Origin of the sequence: Plantibacter sp. VKM Ac-2885, assembly GCF_015351205.1 — a bacterium.
In the GTDB taxonomy this organism is placed as follows: Bacteria; Actinomycetota; Actinomycetes; order Actinomycetales; family Microbacteriaceae; genus Plantibacter; species Plantibacter auratus.
The window spans coordinates 1,323,453-1,350,074 of the sequence record NZ_JADKSK010000001.1; the positions used below are offsets into that span (position 1 = coordinate 1,323,453).

Annotated in this window: 18 protein-coding genes; 13 read left to right on the forward strand and 5 right to left on the reverse strand. The window is 69.2% G+C overall.

The features are described 5' to 3' along the window. Positions 1–79: 79 nt before the first annotated feature. The 4 genes from ITJ66_RS06390 to ITJ66_RS06405 form a co-directional block, all read right to left on the reverse strand. Positions 80–646, reverse strand: a complete 567-nt coding sequence (locus ITJ66_RS06390; RefSeq protein ID WP_194644071.1) for a DUF1697 domain-containing protein — start codon at positions 644–646, stop codon at positions 80–82. After that, entirely contained in the window at positions 643–1,167 is a 525-nt protein-coding gene (locus ITJ66_RS06395) for a SprT-like domain-containing protein (RefSeq protein ID WP_064296385.1), read from the reverse strand. The genes ITJ66_RS06390 and ITJ66_RS06395 overlap by 4 nt, the downstream gene beginning before the upstream one ends. Positions 1,168–1,239: 72 nt before the next feature. After that, complete coding sequence (locus ITJ66_RS06400; protein WP_194644073.1) at positions 1,240–2,472, reverse strand: sorbosone dehydrogenase family protein; 1,233 nt, start codon at positions 2,470–2,472, stop codon at positions 1,240–1,242. A 2-nt stretch (positions 2,473–2,474) separates the two neighbouring features. Next, complete coding sequence (locus ITJ66_RS06405) at positions 2,475–3,329, reverse strand: spermidine synthase (protein ID WP_194644075.1); 855 nt, start codon at positions 3,327–3,329, stop codon at positions 2,475–2,477. 56 nt (positions 3,330–3,385) lie between these two features. Between ITJ66_RS06405 and ITJ66_RS06410 the strand changes: the two genes are divergently transcribed. The 6 genes from ITJ66_RS06410 to ITJ66_RS06435 all read left to right on the forward strand — a co-directional run bounded on the left by ITJ66_RS06410 (position 3,386) and on the right by ITJ66_RS06435 (position 14,307). Continuing rightward, positions 3,386–4,183, forward strand: coding sequence for a 5-oxoprolinase subunit PxpA (locus ITJ66_RS06410; protein WP_194644077.1), 798 nt, complete (start codon positions 3,386–3,388; stop codon positions 4,181–4,183). After that, positions 4,177–4,872: an allophanate hydrolase subunit 1 gene (locus ITJ66_RS06415; RefSeq protein WP_240043939.1), complete on the forward strand. Its 696-nt coding sequence runs from the start codon at positions 4,177–4,179 to the stop codon at positions 4,870–4,872. The genes ITJ66_RS06410 and ITJ66_RS06415 overlap by 7 nt, the downstream gene beginning before the upstream one ends. Further along, positions 4,869–5,738 carry a biotin-dependent carboxyltransferase family protein gene (locus tag ITJ66_RS06420; protein ID WP_194644079.1) on the forward strand — a complete coding sequence of 290 codons (870 nt, stop codon included), beginning with the start codon at positions 4,869–4,871 and terminating at the stop codon, positions 5,736–5,738. The genes ITJ66_RS06415 and ITJ66_RS06420 overlap by 4 nt, the downstream gene beginning before the upstream one ends. Before the next feature lie 237 nt (positions 5,739–5,975). Next, positions 5,976–9,467: a DNA-directed RNA polymerase subunit beta gene (gene rpoB / locus ITJ66_RS06425; protein ID WP_079001671.1), complete on the forward strand. Its 3,492-nt coding sequence runs from the start codon at positions 5,976–5,978 to the stop codon at positions 9,465–9,467. A gap of 45 nt (positions 9,468–9,512) precedes the next feature. Then, a complete protein-coding gene (locus tag ITJ66_RS06430; RefSeq protein ID WP_079001673.1) occupies positions 9,513–13,394 on the forward strand; it encodes a DNA-directed RNA polymerase subunit beta' in 3,882 nt (1,293 codons plus the stop codon). A 142-nt stretch (positions 13,395–13,536) separates the two neighbouring features. Continuing rightward, positions 13,537–14,307, forward strand: a complete 771-nt coding sequence (locus ITJ66_RS06435) for a hypothetical protein (RefSeq protein WP_194644081.1) — start codon at positions 13,537–13,539, stop codon at positions 14,305–14,307. A gap of 110 nt (positions 14,308–14,417) precedes the next feature. Here the strand turns inward: ITJ66_RS06435 and ITJ66_RS06440 are convergent, their stop codons facing one another. Continuing rightward, positions 14,418–15,413: an amidase domain-containing protein gene (locus tag ITJ66_RS06440; RefSeq protein ID WP_194644083.1), complete on the reverse strand. Its 996-nt coding sequence runs from the start codon at positions 15,411–15,413 to the stop codon at positions 14,418–14,420. Between the two features lie 262 nt (positions 15,414–15,675). Between ITJ66_RS06440 and ITJ66_RS06445 the strand changes: the two genes are divergently transcribed. From ITJ66_RS06445 to ITJ66_RS06475, 7 genes are all read left to right on the forward strand, one after another. Then, the gene (locus ITJ66_RS06445; RefSeq protein WP_194644085.1) at positions 15,676–16,707 is read left to right on the forward strand and encodes a hypothetical protein; all 1,032 of its coding nucleotides are present in this window, start codon (positions 15,676–15,678) and stop codon (positions 16,705–16,707) included. 2 nt (positions 16,708–16,709) lie between these two features. Beyond that, on the forward strand, positions 16,710–17,198 hold the full coding sequence (locus ITJ66_RS06450; RefSeq protein WP_191940612.1) for a DUF6121 family protein: 489 nt from the start codon (positions 16,710–16,712) through the stop codon (positions 17,196–17,198). 126 nt (positions 17,199–17,324) lie between these two features. Beyond that, positions 17,325–18,647: an FHA domain-containing protein gene (locus ITJ66_RS06455; protein WP_191940613.1), complete on the forward strand. Its 1,323-nt coding sequence runs from the start codon at positions 17,325–17,327 to the stop codon at positions 18,645–18,647. 135 nt (positions 18,648–18,782) lie between these two features. After that, positions 18,783–19,058 (forward strand): hypothetical protein, encoded by a 276-nt coding sequence (locus ITJ66_RS06460; protein ID WP_085510231.1) that lies wholly within the window; start codon positions 18,783–18,785, stop codon positions 19,056–19,058. Positions 19,059–19,189: 131 nt separating this feature from the next. Beyond that, positions 19,190–21,340, forward strand: a complete 2,151-nt coding sequence (locus ITJ66_RS06465) for a hypothetical protein (RefSeq protein WP_194644087.1) — start codon at positions 19,190–19,192, stop codon at positions 21,338–21,340. After that, positions 21,337–21,969, forward strand: a complete 633-nt coding sequence (locus ITJ66_RS06470; protein ID WP_194644089.1) for a hypothetical protein — start codon at positions 21,337–21,339, stop codon at positions 21,967–21,969. Before ITJ66_RS06465 ends, ITJ66_RS06470 begins: the two co-directional genes overlap by 4 nt. Positions 21,970–22,075: 106 nt before the next feature. After that, positions 22,076–26,596 carry an FtsK/SpoIIIE domain-containing protein gene (locus tag ITJ66_RS06475; protein WP_194644091.1) on the forward strand — a complete coding sequence of 1,507 codons (4,521 nt, stop codon included), beginning with the start codon at positions 22,076–22,078 and terminating at the stop codon, positions 26,594–26,596. Positions 26,597–26,622: the final 26 nt, after the last annotated feature.

Here is a 26,622-nt window from a genome sequence, read left to right on the forward strand (position 1 = left end):
GCAGCTAGCTGATCAATTCAGCGTACGCCACCTCGGTGCACCTCGCAGGGGCTTGCGCCGGTGCCGTGGAACGGCCTGCTCAGAGGAGCTTGCGCAGCGTCCGCAGGTTGCGCGTGGTGACGTGCGGCTTGAACCGGGCCTTCGAGGACTCCTTCGCGAAGGCGGTGTCGGTGCTCGACCCCTTCGGGACCTCCCAGTAGAGGACGCCGTCGCCGGATGCCACGCGGTCGGGCTGCTCCCCGGCCTCCGCCGAGAACGCGAGCAGGGCGTCGAGTGAGGCCTGCTCGGAGGAGAACATGACGTACGGCTGGACCTGCTCGGCCTCCGGCCAGGGGTAGGCCTCGATGACGTCGGCGAGTGCGCGCTGATGCGTGAGCACGATCCACGCCTCGTATCCGAAGGCCTCCGCGAGTGCCTGCTCGATGCGCCGTTTCAGCGCACCGCGTGCATCGTGCGACGTCTCGCCTGGCACGTGCTCGGGGTCGTCGAAGACGACGTTGCCGCTCGCGAGGACGGTGCGGACTCCCGAGAACCCGGCCGATCGGAACACCTCGGCGAGGTCGGCGGAGCGGATCGTGACGCCGCCGACGTTGACCCCGCGCAGGAGTGCGATCCAGCTGTCGGTGGGAACCGCGCCGCCGGTCATGACCCGATGCCCGGCTCGGGCGGGGTGGACCCGTCGAACGCGGCCGCCCGACGCCGCATGGCCGGCGTGACCTCCCGGTGCACCCAGCTGAGGAGGAAGCGTTCGTCCCAGGAGCGCGAGCACTTGCCACACGAGGTGGCCCGGCTCGGGCGCCGATGCCGGTAGAGGACATGGCCCGAGGGGCAGGTGCCGACCCACGGAGCGAGTTCGTCGGCCGTCTGGCCCTCGTGGAGACGCGAGCCCTCGTAGCCGATCTCCTCGGCGACCTTGCGCCACTTGGGTCCGTGCCCGGCGCGCGCCCCGGCGAGGGCGTGCGCGACCTCGTGGAGGAGGATCTGGTGGATCTCGTCGTCGTCGTAGCGTGCAGCGAGATAGCGCGAGACGGTGATGCGCTTCGTCGTGAAGTTGCACAGGCCGGCGCGTCGCTTGGCGTTGTCGAAGCCGAAGGTCCAGACCGTCGGGTCGAGGTGCAGCACGATGAGCGCCTGTGCCCACGCCGTGACCCGACTGAGTTCTGCCATGCCTGGATGGTACTCCCGGCGACCGACACCGGACCGCAGGAGCGGGATGACCCACCGGTGTGGCGGTCGCCCTCAGCGGGCCGCGAGCGGGGCGAGGGGGAGTTCGACGATCCGGTCGTCCTCGGTTCCGGGCGAGCCCCGGCCGTCGGTGTTGTTCGTGAGGATCCAGGCGGTCCCCGGCGGGCCGGCCACGACGTCGCGGATCCGTCCGAACTCGCCGACGAGGTAGGGCACCGCGTCGATCACGCCCACGAGCGCGCTGCTCCCCGCCGGCACGTGCACGCCGTCGGTGATGCCGTACAGGCGCTCGCCGCGGAGCGAGGCCATGAAGATCGTGTCGTCGATGATCGCGAGACCGCTCGGGCTCGCGTCCTCCGTGGCCCACTGCGCGACCGGGTCGATCATGCCCGGTGCTCCGGCGATGCCTTCGGCGACCGGCCAGCCGTAGTTGCCACCGGGGGTGATCCGGTTGAGCTCGTCCCAGGTGTTCTGCCCGAACTCGCTCGCCCACAGGCCGCCGTCGCGATCCCACGCGATGCCCTGCGGGTTGCGATGGCCGAGGGAGTAGACGGGCGACCCCGGGAACGGGTTGTCGCCCGGCACCGCACCCTCCGGTGTGAGCCGCAGGATCTTCCCGCCGAGGCTGTCCACGTCCTGAGCCAGGCTGCGGTCACCGGCGTCACCCGCGGTGGCGTAGAGCATGCCGTCCGGTCCGAACGCGATGCGTCCGCCGTTGTGGTTCCCGGCCCGGGGGATGCCGACGAGGACCTCCTCGACGCCGCCGAGCGCGTACGACCCGGCCGCTCCCGTGAGCGGGAACCGCACGATGCGGTTGTCGGACGAGGTCGTCAGGTAGGCGTAGAGCCAGGTTCCCGCGGTCTCCGATCCCGCCGGCGTGAGGACGGCGAGCCCGAGCAGCCCGCCCTCGCCTCCCGCGGCCACCCCGGGGACCACGCCGACCTGCCGCACCGCGCCGCCGCTGACGACCTCGAGGACGTCGCCCGCGTCACGCTGGCTCACCAGCGTGCTGCCCGAGGCGAGTCGCACCATCGACCAGGGCGCATCGAGGCCACCGACGACCGTGGTGGCCTCACCGGTCGGGGCGACCGGTCCGGTGGGGACCGCGGATGTGGGCGTCGACGCGGACGCGCTCGGCGCAGGGGAGGGCGAGAGGGAGGCCGTACCCGGTGATCGTGGCTCCCCGTCGGTGCAGGCCACGAGCGCCAGGGCGGTGGCGGCGAGCAGAGTGGTGAGCGAGGCGGGCGCACGCAGGCCCCGTCGTCGCGGCGTCTGCGTGGTGGCCATGGTCAGCCCTTCGTCTGGAAGATGCCCTGGGCGGGGTTCGGGGAGGGGACGGCGGTCGTGTCCGTCACGACCTGTGCCCCTGCGATGAAGGCGCGCAGCTCGGGGCCCGCCACCGCCTTGGCGGGGTGGGGGCCGGCCGCGAGGAGCCTCGGTAGGAAGTCGAGTGGGAGGGCGGTGTTCGATCCGACGAGGACGACGTTGCCGAAGCGGCGGCCTTTGAGGATCTGCGTCTCCGCGAGGGCGGCGACGTGCGACACGGAGTCGGCGAGCGTCGCGGCCTGTCCGCGGGCGAACGCGAGTCCGCGGCCGTCGGCGACGTTCACGACGATGACGCCGGTCGGCGACAGCAGCTCGACCGCCGAGGCGTAGAACTCGGTGCTCGTGACATGGGCCGGCGTGTTGGCGCCGCTGAAGATGTCGACGACGACGAGGTCGACGGTGCCGCGGAGGCCTGGCGGCAGCTTCGCGACGATCTCGCGGGCGTCGCCGTAGCGGACGCGGATCTGGGCGCGCTTCGACCAGGGGAGGTGCTCGCGCACGAGATCGATGAGTTCGCGCTCGAGCTCGACGACCTGTTGCCGCGAGCCCGGCCTCGTCGCCTCCACGTAGCGGGGGAGGGTGAGCGCGCCGGCACCGAGGTGCACCGCCGTGATCGGCTGACCGGGATCGGCGATCTCGTCGATGATGTGACCGATCCGCTGGATGTACTCGAAGAAGAGTTCCTCGGGCTGATCGAGGTTGACGTGCGACTGCGGCGTGCCGTCGACCACCAGCTGATAGGTGCCCGGCACGAAGCGGTCGGCCTCGATCCTGGCCAGGTATCCGCTGACGCCGAGTCGTACCTGTGCCTCGTCCATACCCCCACCCTAGACTTTCCCGCAGTGGTGGGAGGCGGAGCGGAAGGGGTGCGGCCGTGGCGCAGGCGGACCTCAACAGCGACCTCGGCGAGGTCTGGCGCGGTGCGCCGACCGCCGACGACGACGCCATGTTCGCCCTCATCACGAGCGCGAACATCGCCTGCGGCTTCCACGCCGGGGACGACGCGTCCATGCGCGACGCCGTCCGCCGCTCGATGGCCCACGGGGTGTCGCTCGGCGCCCACCCCTCCTACCGGGACGAGGCGGGCTTCGGTCGACGCGACCAGGACGTACCGGCCGAGGTGCTCGAGGTCGAGGTCCTGGAGCAGCTCCGCGCCCTGCAGCGAGCGGTCGACGAGGTCGACGAGGTCGGCGAGGCCGACGGGGCCGGCGCACGGCTGGCCTACGTGAAGCCGCACGGCGCCCTCTACAACCGGATCGCGCACGACCGGGTCCAGGCGCGCGCGGTCGTCCGGGCGGTGGTCACGGCCTCCGAGGAGCTCGGGCGACCACTTCCCGTGCTCGGGATGCCCGGCTCCGTGATCGAACGCGAGACCCTCGCCGCCGGACTCCGCTTCGTCGCGGAGGCCTTCGTCGACCGCGGCTACCGCTCCGACGGTTCGCTCGTCCCGCGCGATACCCCCGGGGCACTGGTCACCGATGAGGCGGCCGCCGCCCGCCGCGCCGTCTCCCTCGTCCTCGACCGACGCATCACCAGTGTCGACGGTGCAGACGTCGAACTCGACGCGGTCTCGCTCTGCGTGCACGGCGACACCCCCGGGGCCGTATCGCTCGCCACGGCGGTCAGGGCTGCCCTGCTGGACGCCGGCGTCGAACTGGTCGCGCCGTGGTGAACGCGGACACCTCGACCGGCCCCGTGCTCCGAGCGATGGGGGAGGAGGCCGTACTCCTCGAACTCGGATCGCTCGAGGACGTCCTGCTCGTGCACCGGGCGCTCGCCGCTTCACGCCCGGCGGGGCTGGTCGACCTCGTCCCGGCCGCCCGGACCGTGCTCGCCGCGACGGACGCGCGGGGCCCGGCGCTCGCCGCGGTGCGGGCCTGGTTGCTCGCGACCGCGGAACGGGCGCTCGCACCCGGCGCGGGAGGCTCGACGGGCGCTGTCGAAGAGGAGGTGGGGCGGCCGGACGTCCTCATCCACGTCCGCTACGACGGCCAGGACCTCGCCGAGACGGCGGCGCTGCTCGGCATGGACGCCGACGGTCTCATCGCCTGGCACACCGCTCACGCCTGGACCGTCGCCTTCAGCGGCTTCGCGCCGGGATTCGCGTACCTCGTGCCGGAGCGGGAGGACGAGGCGATCGGCCGGCCACTCGAGATCCCGCGCCTGAGCGTGCCGCGGACGACCGTCCCCGCCGGTTCGGTGGCGCTCGCCGGAACGTTCAGCGGCGTCTACCCGCGAGCCTCCCCGGGCGGGTGGCGCATCATCGGGACGACCGACGCCGTGCTGTGGGACGACGCAGCGGACCCGCCCGCCCTCCTCGTCCCCGGCGGCCGGGTGCGCTTCGTGCAGGTCGCCGCATGATGGGCGGGACCCTGCTCGTGGAGGCGGCGGGACCGGCGACCACCGTGCAGGACCTGGGTCGACCTGGGGCCGCGGCCCTCGGGGTCAGTCCGTCCGGCGCGCTCGACCGCGGCGCCCTGCGCCTCGCCAACCGTCTCGTCGGCAACCCGGAGGGCCGTGCGGCGCTCGAGGTCGTCCTGGGCCCGTTCGTGGCCGTCCCCGACGTCGACCTCTGGATCGCCGTGACCGGTGCGTGGGGTCCAATCACCGTCGACGGCAGGCCGTCCGACGGGCACCGCGCCGTCCTCGTGCAGGCCGGTTCCCGGCTCGAACTCGGCTCGGCGACCCACGGGCTCCGGTACGTCCTCGCCGTCCGCGGCGGCTTCGACGGCCCGCAAGTCCTCGGCTCGCGGTCGACCGACACCCTGGCCGGCCTCGGTCCGGCACCGGTCGACGCCGGCAATCGACTCCCCGTCCTCCCCACCCCTCGCCGCCGCGTCCCTCCGCTCGACATCGCCCCGTGGACGCGGCCCGACGCCGGGGAGCGTCTCGTGCGGGTCTCGCCGGGGCCCCGCCGGGACTGGTTCGACGACGCCTCCCTGCAACGCCTCGTCGAGCAGCCGTGGAGCATGACGGCCGACGCCGATCGCATCGGGATGCGCCTCGACGGGCCGCCGCTCGAGCGACTCGATCCCGGTCGGGAACTGCCGAGCGAGGGCATGGTCGCCGGGGCGGTCCAGGTGCCGCCGAGCGGTCTGCCGACGATCCTGTCGGCCGACCACCCGGTCACCGGCGGGTATCCGGTCATCGCGGTCGTGCGCGCCGCGGACCGTGACCTCCTGGCGCAGCTCCGCCCCGGTCAGCGCCTCCGGTTCAGCACGGGTTGACGGGAACATCGGGGGCGACGCGGCGGTTATACCGGAAAGTCGAAAACTCGTCAAGGAAAGAGTAGACACGCCGAAGATTCCGGCATATAGTTGTTCTTTGCGCTCCCAGAATCTCTATGCCTTCATATTGCGGTCGGCTGGTGTGCGGGTCCAACCCGCCACATGTTCCCTTTCTGGTGAGTAACTCCACTGACGACCAGTAACTCGGCCCCCAACAGGCCTCCGGAGGTTATCCCCTTGGCTGCTGCGCGCAACGCAACCACCAACTCACCCAAGAACGGCCGCGGAGCATCCCGCCTCTCGTTCGCGAAGATCACCGACACGCTCACGGTTCCAGACCTCCTGGCTCTGCAGACCGAGAGCTTCGACTGGCTGGTCGGCAACGACGTGTGGAAGGCACGCGTCGCAGAAGCCACCCAGGCCGGCCGACAGGACCTGCCCACGAAGAGCGGCCTCGACGAGATCTTCGAGGAGATCTCGCCCATCGAGGACCTCGGCGAGACGATGCAGCTCTCCTTCGCCAACCCGTACCTCGAGCCCGAGAAGTACTCCATCGACGAGTGCAAGGAGCGCGGCAAGACGTACGCGGCCCCGCTCTACGTCGAGGCCGAGTTCATGAACCACCTCACCGGTGAGATCAAGACGCAGACGGTCTTCATGGGCGACTTCCCGCTCATGACCGAGCGCGGTACCTTCATCATCAACGGCACCGAGCGTGTCGTCGTCTCGCAGCTCGTCCGCAGCCCGGGCGTGTACTTCGAGTCGGCTCAGGAGAAGACCTCCGACAAGGACATCTTCTCCGCTCGGGTCATCCCGAGCCGCGGGGCCTGGCTCGAGTTCGAGATCGACAAGCGCGACCAGGTCGGCGTCCGCATCGACCGCAAGCGCAAGCAGTCCGTCACCGTGTTCCTCAAGGCGCTCGGCATGACGAGCGAGGAGATCCTCGAGGAGTTCAAGGGCTACGAGTCGATCGAGCTCACCCTCGAGAAGGACACGATCCTCACCAAGGAGGACGCGCTCCGCGACATCTACCGCAAGCTCCGTCCGGGCGAGCAGGTCGCAGCCGAGGCCGCGCGTGCGCTCCTCGACAACTTCTACTTCAACTCGAAGCGCTACGACCTCGCGAAGGTCGGCCGGTACAAGATCAACAACAAGCTCGGTCTCGACAAGCCGCTCAGCGACTCCGTCCTGACGACCGACGACATCGTCGCCACGATCAAGTACCTCGTCGCCCTGCACCGCGGCACGGCCACCCTCCCGGGTGTCCGCAACGGCAAGCCCGTCGACCTCCGTCTCGACACGGACGACATCGACAACTTCGGCAACCGTCGCATCCGCGCCGTCGGCGAGCTCATCCAGAACCAGGTCCGCACCGGTCTGTCCCGCATGGAGCGCGTCGTCCGCGAGCGCATGACCACGCAGGACATCGAGGCCATCACGCCGCAGACCCTGATCAACGTGCGCCCCGTCGTCGCCGCGATCAAGGAGTTCTTCGGGACCTCGCAGCTGTCGCAGTTCATGGACCAGAACAACCCGCTCGCGGGTCTGACCCACAAGCGTCGCCTCTCGGCGCTCGGCCCCGGTGGTCTGTCGCGTGAGCGTGCAGGCGTCGAGGTGCGAGACGTCCACCCGTCGCACTACGGCCGCATGTGCCCGATCGAGACCCCGGAAGGCCCGAACATCGGCCTCATCGGTTCGCTCGCATCGTTCGCGCGGATCAACTCGTTCGGTTTCATCGAGACCCCGTACCGCCGCGTCGTCGACGGCCGGGTCACCGAGGACATCGACTACCTGACCGCGATGGAAGAGGACAACTACATCGTCGCGCAGGCCAACGCTCCGCTGAAGAGCGACGGCCACTTCCAGGAGGACCGCGTCCTCGCCCGGAAGAAGGGCGGCGAGGTCGACCTCATCCCGTCCGAGGAGATCGGCTACATGGACGTCTCCCCGCGCCAGATGGTGTCGGTCGCGACCTCCCTCATCCCGTTCCTCGAGCACGACGACGCGAACCGCGCACTCATGGGTGCCAACATGCAGCGTCAGGCCGTCCCGCTCCTCATGTCGGACTCGCCGCTCGTCGGTACCGGTATGGAGGGCTACGCAGCCATCGACGCGGGTGACGTCGTCACCGCCGACAAGGCCGGCGTCGTCCAGGAGGTGTCGGCCGAGTCCGTCACCGTCCAGCTCGACGAGGGTGGCACGCAGACCTACTACCTGCGCAAGTTCGACCGCTCCAACCAGGGCACGAGCTACAACAACCGCGTCATCGTCTCCGAGGGTGCACGCATCGAGGCCGGCGAGGTCATCGCCGACGGCCCCGCCACGGAGAACGGCGAGCTCGCGCTCGGCAAGAACCTCCTCGTCGCCTTCATGACGTGGGAGGGTCACAACTTCGAGGACGCGATCATCCTCAGCCAGAACCTGGTGAAGGACGACGTCCTCTCCTCGATCCACATCGAGGAGTACGAGGTCGACGCCCGCGACACCAAGCTCGGCAAGGAGGAGATCACCCGTGATCTCCCGAACGTCAGCCCGGAGCTGCTCAAGGACCTCGACGAGCGCGGCATCATCCGCATCGGTGCCGAGGTCCGCCCCGGCGACATCCTCGTCGGCAAGGTCACGCCGAAGGGTGAGACCGAGCTCTCCGCCGAGGAGCGCCTGCTCCGCGCCATCTTCAACGAGAAGAGCCGCGAAGTCCGCGACACCTCGCTGAAGGTTCCCCACGGTGAAGCCGGCACGATCATCGCCGTCAAGGTGTTCGACGCACAGGACGGCGACGACGAGCTCGGCTCGGGCGTCAACCAGCGTGTGGTCGTCTACATCGCCCAGAAGCGCAAGATCACCGAGGGCGACAAGCTCGCCGGCCGTCACGGCAACAAGGGTGTCATCGCGAAGATCCTGCCCGTCGAGGACATGCCGTTCCTCGAGGACGGCACGCCGGTCGACGTCATCCTCAACCCGCTCGGCATCCCCGGTCGAATGAACTTCGGTCAGGTCCTCGAGATCCACCTGGGGTGGATCGCGAAGCAGGGCTGGAACGTCGAGGGCAAGCCCAGCTGGGCCAAGAAGCTCCCGGCTGCCGCGCACTCGGCCGAGCCGAACACCAAGGTCGCGACCCCGGTGTTCGACGGCGCCTCCGAGGAGGAGATCGCCGGTCTGCTCGACTCGACCAACGTCACCCGCGACGGCGACCGCCTCATCGGTTCCTCCGGAAAGGCCCGTCTGTTCGACGGCCGCTCCGGCGAGCCGTTCCCGGCGCCGGTCTCGGTCGGCTACATGTACATCCTCAAGCTGCACCACCTCGTGGACGACAAGATCCACGCGCGTTCGACGGGTCCCTACTCGATGATCACGCAGCAGCCGCTCGGTGGTAAGGCTCAGTTCGGTGGACAGCGCTTCGGTGAGATGGAGGTCTGGGCCCTCGAGGCCTATGGAGCCGCGTACGCGCTCCAGGAGCTCCTGACCATCAAGTCCGACGACATCCTCGGCCGCGTCAAGGTGTACGAGGCCATCGTCAAGGGCGAGAACATCCAGGAGCCGGGTATCCCCGAGAGCTTCAAGGTGCTCATCAAGGAGATGCAGTCGCTGTGCTTGAACGTCGAGGTCCTCTCGGCCGACGGCACCGCGGTGAGCCTGCGCGACACCGACGACGACGCGTTCCGCGCCGCCGAGGAGCTCGGGATCAACATTTCCTCCAGGTTCGAGTCGTCGTCCATCGACGAGATCTAAGCCTGACCACTGTAGAGACTGACGAAACCTTTCATAGGAGATACATTGCTCGACGTCACAACTTTTGACGAGCTTCGCATTGGTCTGGCCACCGCAGACGACATCCGTGCCTGGTCGCACGGAGAGGTCAAGAAGCCCGAGACCATCAACTACCGCACCCTCAAGCCCGAGAAGGACGGTCTGTTCGGTGAGCAGATCTTCGGTCCTTCCCGCGACTGGGAGTGCGCCTGCGGCAAGTACAAGCGGGTCCGCTTCAAGGGCATCGTGTGCGAGCGCTGCGGTGTCGAGGTCACGAAGTCGTCGGTGCGCCGTGAGCGCATGGGCCACATCGAACTCGCCGCCCCGGTCACGCACATCTGGTACTTCAAGGGTGTCCCCTCGCGCCTCGGCTACCTGCTGGACATGGCGCCCAAGGACCTCGAGAAGGTCATCTACTTCGCGGCCTACATGGTCATCGATGTGGACGAGGACGCACGTCACCAGGACATGCCCGGCCTTGAGAACGAGCTCCGTCTCGAGATCAAGACGCTCGGCGACCAGCGCGACTCGCGCATCGCAGACCGCCTGAAGAAGCTCGAGGACGACCTCGTCGCCCTCGAGGAGGAAGGCGCCAAGAGCGAGCAGAAGCGTCGCACCAAGGACGCCGCTGAGAAGGAGATGAGCCAGACCCGCAAGTCCTACGACGAGCAGATCGCTCACCTCGAGCGCGTCTGGGAGGACTTCCGCAACCTCAAGGTCGGCGACCTCAAGCCCGAGGACTCCGTGTTCCACGAGCTGCAGGACCGCTTCGGCCTGTACTTCGAGGCCTACATGGGTGCCGAGGCGGTCAAGAAGCGCCTGCTGTCCTTCGACCTCGCGGCCGAGTCCGAGCTGCTCCACCACCAGATCGCGGAGGGCAAGGGTCAGAAGAAGATCCGCGCCATCAAGCGTCTGCGCGTGGTCAACTCGTTCCTCATCACCGGCAACTCGCCAGCCGCGATGGTGCTCGACGTGGTCCCGGTCATCCCGCCGGAGCTCCGCCCGATGGTGCAGCTCGACGGTGGTCGCTTCGCGACCTCCGACCTCAACGATCTCTACCGTCGTGTGATCAACCGCAACAACCGTCTGCGTCGTCTGCTCGACCTCGGGGCTCCCGAGATCATCGTCAACAACGAGAAGCGGATGCTGCAGGAGGCCGTCGACGCACTGTTCGACAACGGTCGTCGTGGTCGCCCCGTCACCGGTACCGGCAACCGTGCCCTGAAGTCCCTCAGCGACATGCTGAAGGGGAAGCAGGGTCGATTCCGTCAGAACCTGCTCGGTAAGCGCGTCGACTACTCGGGCCGTTCGGTCATCATCGTCGGCCCGCAGCTGAAGCTGCACCAGTGTGGTCTGCCCAAGCAGATGGCGCTGGAGCTCTTCAAGCCGTTCGTCATCAAGCGCCTGATCGACCTGAGCCACGCTCAGAACATCAAGGCCGCGAAGCGCATGGTCGAGCGCAGCCGTCCCGAGGTCTGGGACGTGCTGGAGGAGATCATCCGCGAGCGTCCCGTGCTGCTGAACCGTGCGCCAACGCTGCACCGTCTCGGCATCCAGGCGTTCGAGCCTCAGCTCGTCGAGGGCAAGGCCATCCAGCTGCACCCGCTCGTCTGTGCCGCGTTCAACGCGGACTTCGACGGCGACCAGATGGCTGTCCACCTCCCGCTCTCCGTCGAGGCCCAGGCCGAGGCGCGCATCCTGATGCTCGCGTCGAACAACATCCTGAAGCCGTCCGACGGCCGTCCGGTCACCCTGCCCACGCAGGACATGATCATCGGTCTCCACCACCTGACCACCCTCAAGGAGGGTGTCGAGGGTGAGGGCCGTGCCTTCTCGTCCGTCGCCGAGGCCATCCTCGCGAAGGACCAGGGCTCGCTCGACCTCAACGCCAAGGTGCGCATCCGTCTGACCGACGTGACGTTCGCCGAGGGCACGGGTCCCGAGGGCTACGAGGGTTCGGGTGTCGCGCTCGTCGAGACGACCCTCGGTCGCGCACTCTTCAACGAGGCGCTGCCGGCGGACTACCCCTACGTGGAAGACGTGGCGGACAAGGGCAAGCTGTCCTCGATCGTCAACGACCTCGCGGAGCGGTACCCGAAGACGGTCGTCGCCGCCACGCTCGACAACATCAAGGACGCCGGTTTCCACTGGGCGACGCGTTCCGGTGTGACCGTTGCGCTCAGCGACGTCCTGACCCCGCCGAACAAGCGCGAGATCGTGCAGGGCTACGAGAAGCAGGCCGCCAAGGTCCAGAGCCAGTTCGACAAGGGTCTGACCACGGATGCCGAGCGTCGTCAGGAGCTCATCAAGATCTGGACGGAGGCCACCGAGAAGGTCGCCGAGGCCATGCGCGCGAACTTCCCGGCGGACAACACCATCAACCGCATGGTGTCGTCGGGTGCTCGTGGTAACTGGCTGCAGATCCGCAACATCGCGGGTATGCGAGGCCTGGTGAACAACCCGAAGGGTGAGATCATCCCTCGCCCGATCATCTCCTCCTACCGTGAGGGCCTGTCGGTCGCGGAGTACTTCATCGCGACCCACGGTGCTCGTAAGGGTCTGGCCGACACGGCGCTCCGTACCGCCGACTCGGGATACCTCACGCGTCGTCTCGTCGACGTCTCGCAGGATGTCATCATCCGCGAAGACGACTGCGGCACGACCAAGGGTCTCGAGCTCGCAATCGCGAACGTCGACAGCTCCGGTGAGCTCGTGCGCGACCCGAACGTGGAGAACTCCGTGTTCGCCCGTTCGCTGGCCGCTGCTGCGGTCAACCCGAAGGGCGAGGTCGTCGCCGAGGCCGGCGAGGACGTCGGTGACGTGCTCATCGACAAGCTCGTCTCCGCGGGTGTCGAGAACATCAAGGTGCGCTCGGTCCTGACCTGCGAGTCGACCGTCGGTGTGTGTGCAGCCTGCTACGGCCGCTCGCTCGCCACGGGCAAGCTCGTCGACATCGGCGAGGCCGTCGGCATCATCGCGGCCCAGTCGATCGGTGAGCCCGGTACCCAGCTGACGATGCGTACCTTCCACACGGGTGGTTCGGCATCGGCGGACGACATCACGCAGGGTCTGCCCCGCGTGCAGGAGCTGTTCGAGGCTCGTACCCCCAAGGGTGCGACCCCGATCGCCGAGGCCGCCGGTCGCATCACGATCGACGAGAACGACAAGGCTCGTAAGGTCATCCTGACGCCCGACAACGGCGACGAGCCGGTCGTCTACCCGGTGCTGAAGCGTGCGGTCCTCCTCGTCGAGGACGGACAGCACGTCGAGCTCGGTCAGAAGATCCACGTCGGTGCGGTCGACCCCAAGGAGGTGCTGCGCGTGCAGGGCGTCCGCGAGGTCCAGAAGCACCTCGTCGGTGGCGTCCAGGGCGTGTACCGCTCGCAGGGTGTCCCGATCCACGACAAGCACATCGAGGTCATCGTGCGCCAGATGCTGCGGAAGGTGACCGTCGTCGACCACGGCGACACCGACCTGCTGCCTGGTGAGCTCGTCGACCGCCTGCGCTACGCCGAGCTCAACCGCTCGGCCGTGTCGGAGGGTCGTCGCACCGCATCGGCTCGCCAGGAGGTCATGGGTATCACCAAGGCGTCCCTCGCGACCGAGTCGTGGCTGTCGGCCGCTTCCTTCCAGGAGACCACGCGTGTCCTCACGCAGGCCGCCATGGAAGGCAAGAGCGACCCGCTGGTCGGCCTCAAGGAGAACGTCATCATCGGTAAGCTCATCCCGGCCGGTACCGGCCTGGCGCGCTACCGCAACGTGACGGTCGAGGCCACCGAGGAGGCGAAGGCGGAGCGTTACCCGAACCGCATCTTCGGTGAGGACGGCGCGTTCAACGAGTCCGACCTGAGCTTCGTCGACTTCGACAGCTTCAGCTCCGACGACTTCACCCCCGGTAACTACAACTAGGGCTGAACGACTCACCCGGAGGGCCCGTCCCGATCGTTTCTCGATCGGGACGGGCCCTCCGTCGTTCGTTCGCCCATTCCTGGGCGAGCGAATGGGGCACCGGTGAGTTGTGTGGCGGGTCTCCGCACGACATGCTGGTCCGATGAGTGATCAGCCCGAGCAGCCCACCGGCCAGTTCCAGCCGCTGGAGCCGGACACGACCCCGGCGCAGCCGGACGTCCGCTACGGTGCTCCGGCACCCAAGCGGAAGCGCAATCCGGTCGTCATCGGCCTGAGTGTGCTCGCCGGCGTGCTGGCGATCGCGCTCGTCGTGGTCATCGGACTCCTGGTCGTCGGCCCAGGCGGCACTCCCGCAGCCGATTCGACCCGCACACCGAGCGCGACGGCGACCGCCGGCTCCACTCCTGCTCCGACCACGACGGACGCCGCCGAGACCCCTGCTGCACCGGTGCGTCCGACCGAATGCACTCAGCTCTTCCCGGCGGGCTACATCGACTCACTCACGGCAGACGGCTTCCTCGCCTTGAACCCGGAATGGTCACTGCCGGAACTCGCCACCGACTTCTTCGGTTCGAACGACAGCGCCCTCGTGGCCGTGATCTCCTCGAACACCGACCGTCTGAACTGTGCCCTGGTGAAGGCGAGCGGTGGCGGCGACGTCGGCATCACCACCAACGTCCTCTCCATCGACGCTGCGACCCAGGCGTCGGTGATCGCGCGGATGAACGAGGCAGGATTCACCTGCTCCGAGGAGACCGGCGGAACGATGTGCTTCACCGAGGTCTCGGAGGACGCCGGTACGTACGGCGAACGTCACTTCGTGCGGAACGGTACCTGGATCGCCACGCGTTGGTCGAACACGAACATCAGCGGCTGGACGCAGGCGATCGTCTCGACGCTCTTCCCCGCCTGACCCCGGCGTCCCGTTCGCAATTCAGGACGAGTCCGGCGCGTCCCGCTCGAACGAGTGTGAGCGGGGCCGACATGCCGATGACGTCCTGAGTTGTGAACCGAGCGGGCGGGCTAGGCGATGCTCCAGTAGTACACGGAGGCGCCGGGGTGGATGACGGTGATCGCCTCGTCAACGGTGCGGTAGTCGGTGTCGTCGGTGTGCCCCGCGTAGTACACCTGGGTGCCGGCGTCGGTGGTCTCGACCTTCGACACGATGCCCGTGTGGTCGCGGTCGCCGCTGTTGTCCCAGTCGAACTGCACGATGTCACCGACCTTGACCTGGTTGCGCTGCGTGTCGTCGAGAGCGGTGGCGAGCTCGGGGTGCTCCTCGACGTAGTTCATGAAGAACGTCGAGCTGACCCAGGCCTTCGAGAAGTCGAAGTCGTCGCCGGTCCCCTCGGCCCACCAGTCCTCGTCCATCGTCCACCCGCGTTCCAGCAGACTCTGGCTGGCGAAGTTCGCGCAGTCGGTGTCGACCAGTGAGCCGTATTCAGCCAGGTTGTAGTCGTTCCAGTGCGTGAACACGTAGGCCATCTGCGCGTCGACGGGGCTCGTGATGTCGTAGCTGTAGCTCAGCGCATCACCGTCGACCCGGAGATCGTCCGCGTAGACGGCGATGCCGACGTCGGCGGGGGAGAAGCCGGTGGCTGCCGGCACGGCGACGGTCACCTCGGTGCTCGTCGCCGACAGGATCCGGGCTTCCTCCTCGCCGAACACGACGCGGGTCACGCCGTCCACGTCGACACCGCTCACGGTCAGGGTGCTCCCGCCTGCGACGGGTCCGGTCGTGGCGGAGATCGCGGTGACCGCCGTGGCGTTGACCGTGGAGGCAGGGACCGTGGACGTCGTCCCGTCCAGAGCCTGCGCGGCCGACTCGGATCCGGTCGCGTCGGAGTGCTGCAGCGCGACCGGGGTGATCACCGCGGTGGCGAGGAGGAGGACGGCTCCGGCAGCGGTACCGGCGACCACGCGTCGCCCGCGCAGGGGGAGGGCGCGGTAGCGGGAGGAGAGCCGCTTGAAGGGGGAGCGGGATTCGATGTGACGGTCGTGGGGGAGTTGCTCGGGCATGGGGCCTTTCCGGGGGATGCGCCGTCGGGGGATCGGCGTCGCGGGATCGGCAGTGATCCGACAGGTGTCTGTTATCGCTCCCACTCAAGCGCGCGGAGCTGAGGAGACCGTTTCCTCCGGATATGAATCAGACCTGAATCGCGTCGACGGGAGTGCGCGAGTCCCGGCGAGCTTGCCGGGCATCGGTGCCCCGGCTTGCTACCGTGGCGAGCGGAGCGCCGTGAGGGCGCTCCTGAACTGGCTTCCGCCGAAGGAGTACGCGATGAGCACCCAGAACCCCGAGCCCGGATCGCCGACCGACCCGAGCACTCCGGCGGCTGCCCAGACCGCGGCTGGCTCCGAGCGTCCGGCGACCGCGTCCGAGCAGTCCGTGGCCGAGCGGCCCGGAGCTGAGCGGGACATCCTCTCCGAGGACACCGTGCAGCAGGACATCATCACCACGGCGGACGGCGTCGGAGCGGACCCGGTCGTCGACGACCGTCGGGTCGCCGACCGCGACGACACGGCGTCGGATGCCGGCGTGCGGGAGACCCGCCCGTACCAGCCGCACACGCCGCAGCGCGCGTACTCGAACATCGACTTCGACGACGACACCTCCGGTACCCCGACGTCGACGGCGACCACCCGACAGGCCGACACCGGTGCCCACCCGTACCCCGCCGCCGCATACGAGCCGGTCGCCCGCTCCGGCGCGACCGAGACCGCCACCGCAGCGGAGACCGAGCAGCAGCAGGCCTTCCCGCTGTACGTCCAGGCGCCGTCCGAGCCGGAGGTCCGCGGCAACCGCGGCTTCGGCATCCTCATCGGTCTCCTCGGCACCATCATCTTCGCCGCCCTCTACGCAGCAGCCGTCGCGGGCCTTCAGCTGGTGCTGGAAGGCGACGGCACGTTCGTCGAGAACCTCATCCAGATCGCCACGAGCTGGCCGTTCCTCATGGCCGCCGCAGGCTTCTTCCTGGCCTGGGTCGTCACGGCGACCATCGTGAACCGTTCCGGCTGGGTGCACTGGGTGCTCGGCGGCTTCATCATCGGCCTGGTCGTCTTCCTCGCGTGGGTCGGCGGGTTCCTGATCCAGGAGCGCGCGTGGACCCTCAGCGTCGACGAGATCCTCGCCGAAGTCACGGGTGTCGCCTTCACCTTCGGGCCGGTCCTCGCCTTCGTCGTCGCCCGCGAGATCCCCGTCTGGCTCGGTGGCTGGATCGCCGCCCGCGGCCGCAAGGTGCGCGAGGCGAACCTCGAGGCCCGCGCCGAGTACGAGCGCGTCCTCGAAGCCGGACCGACGACCGCCCGCTGAGCATGACCGGTGACGCGGACGGAGCGCGCGGTCCCTGGTGGATCGCCCCGTTCGCGGCGGTCACCTACGTGGCGCTCGTCGTCTGCGCGTTCGGGTTCATCAGCCTGCTGGCGGACCTCGACGTCGTGACCGACCGGGATGCCGGCCCGCTGACCGGTCCGCTCATGGTCGTGGTCGCCACGATCGTGGTCCTCTGGGCGATCATCCGTGAGACGCGCCGCACACCGCTGCGCGTCTCGGTCGGCTCCGCGGTCCTCGCGGGGCTCCTCGCCTGGCTCGCGTACGGCCTGAGCGGCGGCGTGTTCGACGCGATCGCGAGCCGGGACGGAGCGGACGCCGCCGCCTTCGCCGTGACGACACTGACCGGGCCGTTCTCGGTCACCGTCGGGGTGCTGGCGGTCGTCATCGTCCTCGCTGCCGCCGCCGTCGCGACGTCGTCGACCGGCCGACGTCCGACCCCGCGCTGGCCGTGGGAGCACGACGCACAGTGAGCCGATGCGACGTCCGCCCCGGTTCGCGCGAGGTGCGCCTCTCGTCCCTCCCCACGAGGGCGACGGCGTAGGCGATAATCGATCCGTTGCCGTCGTCGGCCGACGGCGCTTGGGGAGGAACCACCGATGAGATCACCCGACCTGACCGACACCGGTCTGGATCTCGACCTCGCGGGGACCGCCGACGACGTCGTCGCGCTCGTCCAACGTGCGGTCGCCGCCTCCGGTGAGGATGCGCAGCAGACCAGGCACTACGTCGCGATCGACGGTGGGACGAGCGCGGACATCCGCCTGCGGGTCGTCTCGGTCGACGATCCGGCTCCACTGCTCGCGTTCGCGATCACGACCGCCCCGTCCGCACGGGGAACGGCCGCCGCGACGTTCATCATGCAGCACGGCGTCCAGAAGCGCCGGCGTCAGCGCTCGTTGCTCGGACAGGAGCCGTTCCTGACCTTCCTGCGCGCGCTCGCCGAGCTGGCGACCGAGTCCGACCCCGGCGCCTCCGCCACCCTGCGCGTGCACGGCGCTCGGACCGTCCTCGCTCCGCGTCCCGCAGCGGCGCCGACGAGCGCAGAAGCGTCTCCTGCAGGTGCGCCCACATACGTCCCCGTCACGGACGGACCGGTCTCCCCGGGATGGGGTCCGATGACCGCCGATGCGCCGACACCATCCCCTGCCGTCTCGACCCCGACGTCCGCCGAGCCGGTTCCGGTCTTCGAGGCTCCGGCTGCTCAGGTGCCGGCTCCCGAGCGTGCCGTTCCCGAGACTTCGGTCCCTGGGGCCCCGGCTCCCGCAGCTCCGGCTCCCGAACCGACGTGGGCTCCCGCGGGCTCCGCGCCTGAACCGACGCCGGTCGTCGTCGAGCCACCTGCTGCCGAGCCGCAGTTCCGCGAGCCGCCGGTCGCACCCGCTCAGACACGCGCCCCGGCCGCATCGACGTCCTCGGTCCCTCCGGAGCTGCAGATCACCGTTCCCCCGGGACTGTTCGCCGGTGCACCGGCATCCCCGGGTGCGCCGGAGCCGAACGCGCCGGCGCCGGCGCGGCCGGTGGCGGACGCCGTGATCCCGACGCCGGAAGCAGATCTCGGTGCCACCGTCGTCTCGGCGTCGCTGCGAGCCGGGGACTTCGCGCTCGAGCTGCCCGACGGCGAGCGCATCCCGCTCCGGGGGCCACTCCTGCTCGGACGCAACCCCTCGGCACGGCCGGAACAGCCCGACGCCGAGCTCCGCTCACTCGTCGACCCACGGATGTCCGTCTCGAAGACGCACACGGTCGTCGTACCCGGACGACGGTCGCTCCGCGTGACGGACCTGCACTCCACGAACGGCACGACGATCACGGACGCGTCCGGCGCGGTCACCGTCTGCCAGCCAGGCGAGGCCTACGTCGCGGAAGCCGGGTCGACCATCGGGATCGGCGAGTTCCCGATCCGCGTCGTCGTCGGCTGAGAACGTCGTCGGGCATGGGGAGTGCTCCCCATCGTCGCCTCCCGAGCTCTCGGATACGCTGGTGGCCGGCGGGGCGAAACCCGCTGTCGGTGACTCTCAGACGGTCGCCGATTCAGTGACGACCCAAGGGGAACTATGGCCGGGGATCAGCTCTTCGTCGACGTCGAAGCCATTCGGACGATCGCGTCCGGACTGGAGACGAGCGGATACAGCCTTCCGACCGAGGTTGCCGTCGACCTGAGTGGCAGCTCCAGCTCGAGTGTCTCTGGTGCCGCGGAGAGCTTCGCCATGTGGGCGACGGTGCAGACGATGCTCGCGTCGGGTCAGATCACGAACGCTGCGCAGATCGCCAGGGACGCCGCGGCCACGTGGCAGGAGACCGAGGCACTGCTGGATGAAGGAGCCAACTGATGGGTAACTGGACGAGGGAGGATCCGGGACTCTTCGACGCCGGATCGCTCGGAACGGCCGCGACCGGCCTGCAGACCGTGGAGACGACGCTCGGCGAGGCTCGCACGGTCACGACCAACTCGCAGGCGGGCATGACCGCGGAGGTCTGGAGCGGAGACGCCCCGGTCACCTGGACGGCCTCCCTCGACACTCCGGTGGCCACGATCGATGCGGTCACCACCGCCCTGAGCGCAGCTCGGACGGCCATCGGCGCGTACTCCGAGACCGTGTCCGGAATCGCCACACGTGCGACGTCGGTGAAGCAGACCATGTTCGAGTCGAACCAGGTCATCAACCGCCAATACGCGGACCCCGCAGGTGGCCCGACGCCGGAGCAGGCGCAGCACCGCCAGCTGCAGGAACAGGCGGCGATGGGAGACCTCACGCTGGCCCGCAACGCGCTCGAGGGGTTGGCCGATGAGCGCACCCTGGCTGACAGCACCCTGGTGCTCGCATTGACCCCGCCGAACGCCACCGCCTGGGAGGCACAGCGTCAGGCACTCGCCGCCATCGGCATCACCGACTCCGGCTCGCTGACGCCGAGCGCGGTGGCACAGGCGATGGCCGAGCTCGGGAACCAGATCGCCTCCGGCGACTATTCCGAGGCGGACGTCTCGAACCTGCAGACGCTCTACGACCTGTACGGCAAGAACCCGCAGGTGATGGCCCAGATGAATCGCGACATGGGCGGCGAGAACGTCGTCAGCCTCATCGACGAGCTTGGCCGTGGTGTGGTGGACGGCAGCGTCCCGGCCGCCGCGGCGTTGGCGCTCGCCCAGAGTGTCCGCGGCGGGTTGTCCGTCGGCTCGCAACGGTGGACCCCGCTCACCGGGCAGGAGTTCGCCGAGGAGATGATGTCCCAAGCGAGCACGATGGTCGGCGGTGACCCCGCTGCGATCGGTTTCCTCTTCGGTGACCCCACCAACGCGCCGATCGGTGTTACGACCACCCTCGCGCTCGCGGACATGATCGATGCCGCGGAACGCGGGAACTACCAGATCTGGCAGGACTCGTCGCCACTGCCCGGCGGCACGACGCTCGCGCTGCTCGAGGAGGAACAGACGGGGCTTTCCGGGCTCCGGGTCGTCGACATGGCGGGGCGGGTGTTGGAGACTCTCGGGGCATACCCCGCTGAAGCGCTCGAGTGGTTGACGAGCGCCGAGGACGACGGCGTCACCGGCGAAGGCAAGCTCGGCGAGAACCGCGTCGACTACTGGTATGGAGAGCGGGACTGGTCGACGTACGACCAGTTCGAGGGCCCTTCCGGTCTGTGGGCCGGCTCGCAACATGCGCCGGGCGGACCTGGTGACGGCAGCGTCACACTGCCGGACGGAACGAACAATTCACCGCAGGTCTGGCACGACAGCGCACAGCTGACGCATGACATCATGGAGGCGCTTGCAAGGAACGAGCAGTTCGTTACCGAGAACGTTAGCGAGATCGCTTCGGTCAAGATGGTTGCGGCTTTGGCGCCGCAGATTCCCGGCTTCGTCGAGGATCCGCTGTCGGGCATGGGCGATGACGGGGGTTCAACACTCGAGTCCCCCGTCTTCGGATCCGGCGACCCTCGGGAGTATGCGAGGGTGTCGCGAGAAATCTTCGCTGAGGTCTTCGGCGTAGCGGGAGATCACGCTGCGGGCGCAGAAGCCTTGAGTACCGTCGTGACGAACTATCAGGTGGGCCTCTCCGAAGCAGCAACCGCAGAGAACGCATCGGTGCCCGGCCTCACGCAACGCATCGCCATTCTCCAGGGCATGCTCGACGGTGCAGCGGACGGCGCTGCGCTCGGCGAGGCGACCCGTCAAGATGAGGCCGTTGAGGAAGCGATCGGCTTACTGGCGGACGCCGTGGGCCTGATCCCCGTGCCTGGGCTCGGCGGTGCCGCCGATATCGCGCAGGACTATCTGCTCGGTCAGCTCATCGATGCTGCAGAAGCCCACGACGTCTCGACGTTCGCCACCAACCATGCGGAGCTTTCTGAGGCCCAAGGTGAGGGGGGAGTCGCCGATCGCCAGGTCCTCCGAATCCAAACTGCGCAGCTGGTGTGGTCCGTCAGGCAGCCTGACGGAGTGCCCGACCCGACTGGCATGGATGCGGACGAGCTGGACGCCTGGTTCAGGACGAACGAAGTCGCGCTGAACCGGGCGTTGGACCCGCTGTCCAGCGGAACCACCTACGACACACTGGCCGGGGTCTACGACCTCGCCTACGGTCGGGCGAGTGGCGCGGCGGAGGCCGGATGAGTGCCGGAGTGAGGATCGGTGGCTCGGCCGCAGCCGTCGCGCTGCTCATCACGCTCGCCGGCTGCACGCCGACTCCGGCGGAACAGTCGGATCAGGGGGTCCCGGAGGTCGTCTGGGCTGACGGAGAGCCTTCGGGCGAATTCGAACAGGATGCTTGGGTTCAAGCGGCTCGGTCGGCGCTGACCGCCCTCGCTGTGGCACAGAACCGCAACGACTTCGAATTGCCGGAGCTGGTCGAATCCACGACGTACGAGGTGCGGTCGGCCGCCTGGCGCGGCGCGCGGGATCGTGTCGAGGCCGGAGAGCGGACCGACGTGCACCCCGGACCGCAGCCGCTGGAACCGCAGAGCGTCGAGGTGTCGGCGGACGGTCGAAGTGCGAGCGTCCAGGCATGCGTCGCGCTCGACTGGTCGTCGCCCCAGGGCACTCCTCCGGAATCCTTCGACACGGCCGGAGCGGAGTACCGCCTCGAGCGCACCGAGGACGGCCGGACCGTCCTCGACGCCATCGTCGGCTTGCCGAACCTCGACTGCGCGACTGCTGATCCCGCCGTCGGGCTGTTCGATCCGGCCCCGAAGGAGTCTTCTGTGACGGATGTCGATCAGATCGTCCGCCCACAGACCGACTGATCTGGTCGGACGTCGGACACGGCGCACTCCGGATCCTGGCTCGCTCCGTCGTCGCTAGGCTGATCGAGGTCGCGTCGAGCGGCCCGCACTTCCAAGGGGATCCTGCATGCGCATCAAGCTGACGTTGACCAGGCCGTCGGGGTCGTCCGCCGACATCGTCGTGACGACGGACGCGGCGGCGAGCATCGCCGAGGTCGCGTCGACCATCGCGCGCGTCGACCCGCAGGGGCCCGATTCCGCGAACGCCGACTTCACGCTGCACGCGCGTCTGCCGGGCTCGACCGAGACCCTGCCGCTCCCGCCGGAGGCTCCCATCGGCGAGGCGTGGGTCGGTTCGGGTGCCGTCATCGAGCTCGCCGACGCGGGTGTGTATTATTCCGCGGCGCGCACCGGCCAGGCGCCTGCCGTCGCCGTCGTGCGGGTCCTCTCCGGCGACGACGCCGGCCGTGAGTTCACCCTGCCGGCCGGCAGCTGGACCATCGGTCGCGAGGCGAGCTGCGACATCGTCCTCGACGATCCGCTCGTCTCGAAGCGTCACGCACGCCTCGAGGTCGGCGGCGAGATCGAACTCGTCGACCTCGGCGCGGCCAACGGCATCGTCGTCGACGGCGGCATCGTCCCACGACTCAAGGTCATCGAGCCGGAGCGCGTGCTCATCGGCGACACTGAGGTCGAGATCGGCTTCGCCGGGACCGTCGGTCGCGCGGGCGTCGTCCCGAAGGCCGGACCGGTGTACTTCAACCGCTCGCCGCGCGTCGAACAGCGCTACGCGGGGGAGACCTTCCCCGCCCCCGAGCCGCCGACCGAGCGCGAGAACCAGCCGTTCCCGCTCCTCGGCATGCTCACGCCCATGCTCCTCGGTGGCGCGATGTACTTCTTCACGAAGAACCCGCTGTCGCTCATCTTCATCGCCATGACGCCGCTCATGCTCATCGGCAATTACTTCACCGGTCGCGGGCGCAACAAGCGCAAGCTCAAGCAGCAGATCAAGATCTTCGACGAACGGCTCGAGTCCCTCGGGAAGCAGCTCGCGGCCGAGCGGGAGATCGAGCACGACGTCCGCATGCGTGAGGCACCGTCCACCTCGGAGGCGCTCAAGCACGCGCTCACGCGGGGGCCGCTGCTGTGGACCAGGCGCCCGGAGCACTGGTCCTTCCTGAACCTCCGGCTCGGCGTCGGCACGATGCCGTCGCGCAACGAGGTCTCGGCGAAGGCCCGCGACAGCTTCCTGCCGGAGTTCCAGGAACGACTCGAGCAGCTCAAGGACCAGTACGCGACCGTCGCCGACGTGCCGATCATCGACAACCTCTACGATGCCGGCGCGCTCGGCATCGCCGGTTCACCGCAGACCGCCGGGGGAGCCGTGAACGGCATCCTCGTCCAGCTCACCGCCCTCCACTCGCCGGCCGAGGTCGTCGTCTCGGCGATCGTCTCGCCCGCCTGGTCGAACGCTCTCTCGTGGGTCAAGTGGCTGCCGCACGCGTCCTCGCCCAACAGCCCGCTCGACGTCGGTCACCTCGCCGACAGCGTGTCGAGCGGCAACCTACTGCTGGCCGCGATCGAGGAACTCGTCCAGACCCGCCTGCAGGCGGCCCGGGCCGGCGACGCCCGACGCGGAGCCATCTCCGAGAAGCAGGCGGCGCAGGAGCGCGGCGCGGAGATCGGGACCAAGAGCTCCAATGACACCGGCACGAAGTCCCCGATCCCCGCGATCGTCCTGCTCATCTCCGACGACGTCGGCGTCGACCGCGCACGCCTCGTCCAGCTCGCCGAGATCGCGGCGGACGCGGGTGTCTTCCCGATCTGGATCGCCGACGACGTCGTCTCGCTTCCCGCCGCCTGCCGCACCTTCCTGCAGGTCCCGGAGTCCGGGGCCGGCGTCGACGCACTGGCGACGGTCGGCATGGTCCGCCTCGGCTACTCCGTCGACGACGCCCGCCCGGAGTTCGTCGACCCGGTGACGGCCCTCGACTACGCGCGACGCATGGCGTCCGTGATCGACGCCGGTGCCCTCGTCGAGGACTCGAGCGACCTCCCGCGGTCGGTGTCCATGGTGACGCTGCTCGGCCCGGAGCTCACGACCTCGAGCGACGCCGTGGTCGACCGCTGGCGCCAGAACTCCTCGATCCACGACCGCACGCCCGGCCTCCCGCCGAAGCCTCGCCGGGCCGGCCAGCTGCGCGCGACCGTCGGATCGGGCGGTGTCGACGCCATGCACCTCGACCTCCGCGCCCAGGGCCCCCATGCCCTCGTCGGCGGGACGACGGGTGCCGGTAAGAGCGAGTTCCTCCAGGCCTGGGTGCTCGGGATGGCGGCCGAGTACAGCCCCGACCGCGTCTCGTTCCTCTTCGTCGACTACAAGGGCGGCTCGGCCTTCGCGGACTGCGTGACCCTCCCGCACTGCGTCGGACTCGTCACCGACCTCAGCCCGCACCTCGTCCGGCGGGCGCTCACGAGCCTCCGCGCCGAGCTGCACTTCCGCGAGCACCTGCTCAACCGGAAGAAGGCCAAGGACCTCCTCGAGCTCGAGAAGCGGGGCGACCCGGACTCGCCGCCCGCCCTCGTCCTCGTCATCGACGAGTTCGCGGCCCTCGTCGGCGAGGTCCCGGAGTTCGTCGACGGCGTCGTCGACATCGCCCAGCGTGGTCGCTCGCTCGGGATCCACCTCATCATGGCGACCCAGCGGCCCGCCGGCGTCATCAAGGACAATCTGCGCGCCAACACCAACCTCCGCGTCGCGCTGCGCATGGCCGACGAGTCCGACAGCCAGGACGTGGTCGGGGTCAAGGACGCGGCGCACTTCGACCCGGGTGTCCCCGGGCGAGGCATCGCGAAGACCGGTCCCGGCCGCCTGAGCATCTTCCAGTCCGGCTATGCGGGCGGCTGGACGAGCGACGAGCCCAAGCGCTCCGACATCGAGGTCCGGGAGCTGCGCTTCGGCGGCGAGACGCGCTGGGAGGAGCCCCGCGCTGCCGACGCCGAGGAGGAGCGCGACCTCGGCCCCACCGACCAGCAGCGGCTCGTCGCGAGCATCATCGCCGCAGCCGACCGGGCATCGATCCCGGCGCCACGACGGCCCTGGCTCGACGAGCTGGCGCCCGTCTACGACCTCAGCAAGCTCCGTCAGCGGTCCGACGCCGAACTGCTCATCGGTGTCGCCGACCTCCCGGACTCGCAGGAGCAGCGCCCGGTCTACTTCCGGCCGGACGTCGACGGCCACATCGCCGTGTTCGGCACCGGCGGATCGGGCAAGAGCACGGTCCTGCGCACCCTCGCCACGGCGGCCGGCATCACGCCGCGTGGCGGTCCGGTCGAGGTGTACGGCCTCGACTTCGGCGCGGGCAGCCTCCGCATGCTGGAGGCCTTGCCGCACGTCGGCTCGATCATCCCCGGCGACGACCAGGAGCGCGTCATCCGACTGCTCCGCCGGATCAAGGAGATCGTCGACGAGCGCAGCGTCCGGTACGCCGAGGCGAACGCGTCCTCGATCACCGACTACCGCCGCGTCTCGGGTCGCAACGACGAACGCCGCATCCTGTTGCTCGTCGACGGCTTCCAGTCCTTCCGGCAGGAGTACGAGACGACGCTCGGCCTGTCCTCCTGGTACACGCTGTTCCAGCAGCTCATCACCGACGGCCGGCAGCTCGGCGTGAACATCGCGTTCTCGGCCGACCGCCCGGGCTCCGTCCCGACGAACATCAGCTCCGGTGTGCAGCGGCGCGTGGTGCTGCGCCTCGCGGACGAGACCGGCTACCAGCTCCTCGGCGTGCCGAAGGACATCCTCGGCCCCGAGTCGCCCGCTGGCCGGGCGATCGTCGACGGCCTCGAGGTCCAGGTCGCGATCCTCGGTGGTTCGCCGGTGCTCTCGGACCAGTCGGTCGCGACGGTCCGGCTCGCGGAGGCGATGTCGCGCGCGGGAGCCACGATCACGGCCCCGCCGATCGGCGCGCTGCCGAAGGAGATCGAGGCGCGCGAGCTGCCCGAGCGCGTCGGCGACCGCCCTGTGCTCGGGATCGGCGACGCCGACCTCGCACCGATCGGGTTCGACCCGTCCGGGGCGTTCCTCGTCGGCGGCCCTCCCGGCAGCGGTCGGACGAACGCCGTCGCATCCCTGGTCGGCGCCATGCGACGTTTCGATCCGGCGACGCGCTTCGTCTACTTCGGCTCCAAGCGCTCGGAACTGCTGCGGGAGCTTCGCTTCGACGAGTCGGCCGTCACCCCCGAGACGATCGCCGAGCAGGCGAAGGCGCTGTCCGCGGCGATCGCGGCCGAGACGGTGACCGGCCGGACGGTCGTCGTCATCGAGACGCTGTCGGACTACCTCAACGGCATCGCCGACCCACCGCTCGTGGAGCTCATCAAGGCCATCAAGCGCAGCGACCATCTCGTGATCGCCGAGAACGAGGTGTCGGGCTGGTCGTCGTCCTGGCCGCTCATGGGCGAGATCAAGAGCGCCAGGCGGGGCATCCTGTTGCAGCCGGAGCAGATGGAGGGCGACCTCGTCCTCCGGACGACCTTCCCCCGGCTCGCACGCAAGGACTTCCCGCAGGGGCGCGGAATGTACGCGAACCGCGGTGCGCTGTCGCGCGTGCAGCTGCCGATCGCGCCCGAGTTCCCCGTCTCCTGAGCGGCGTCGTCCCCGGATGGGGACTG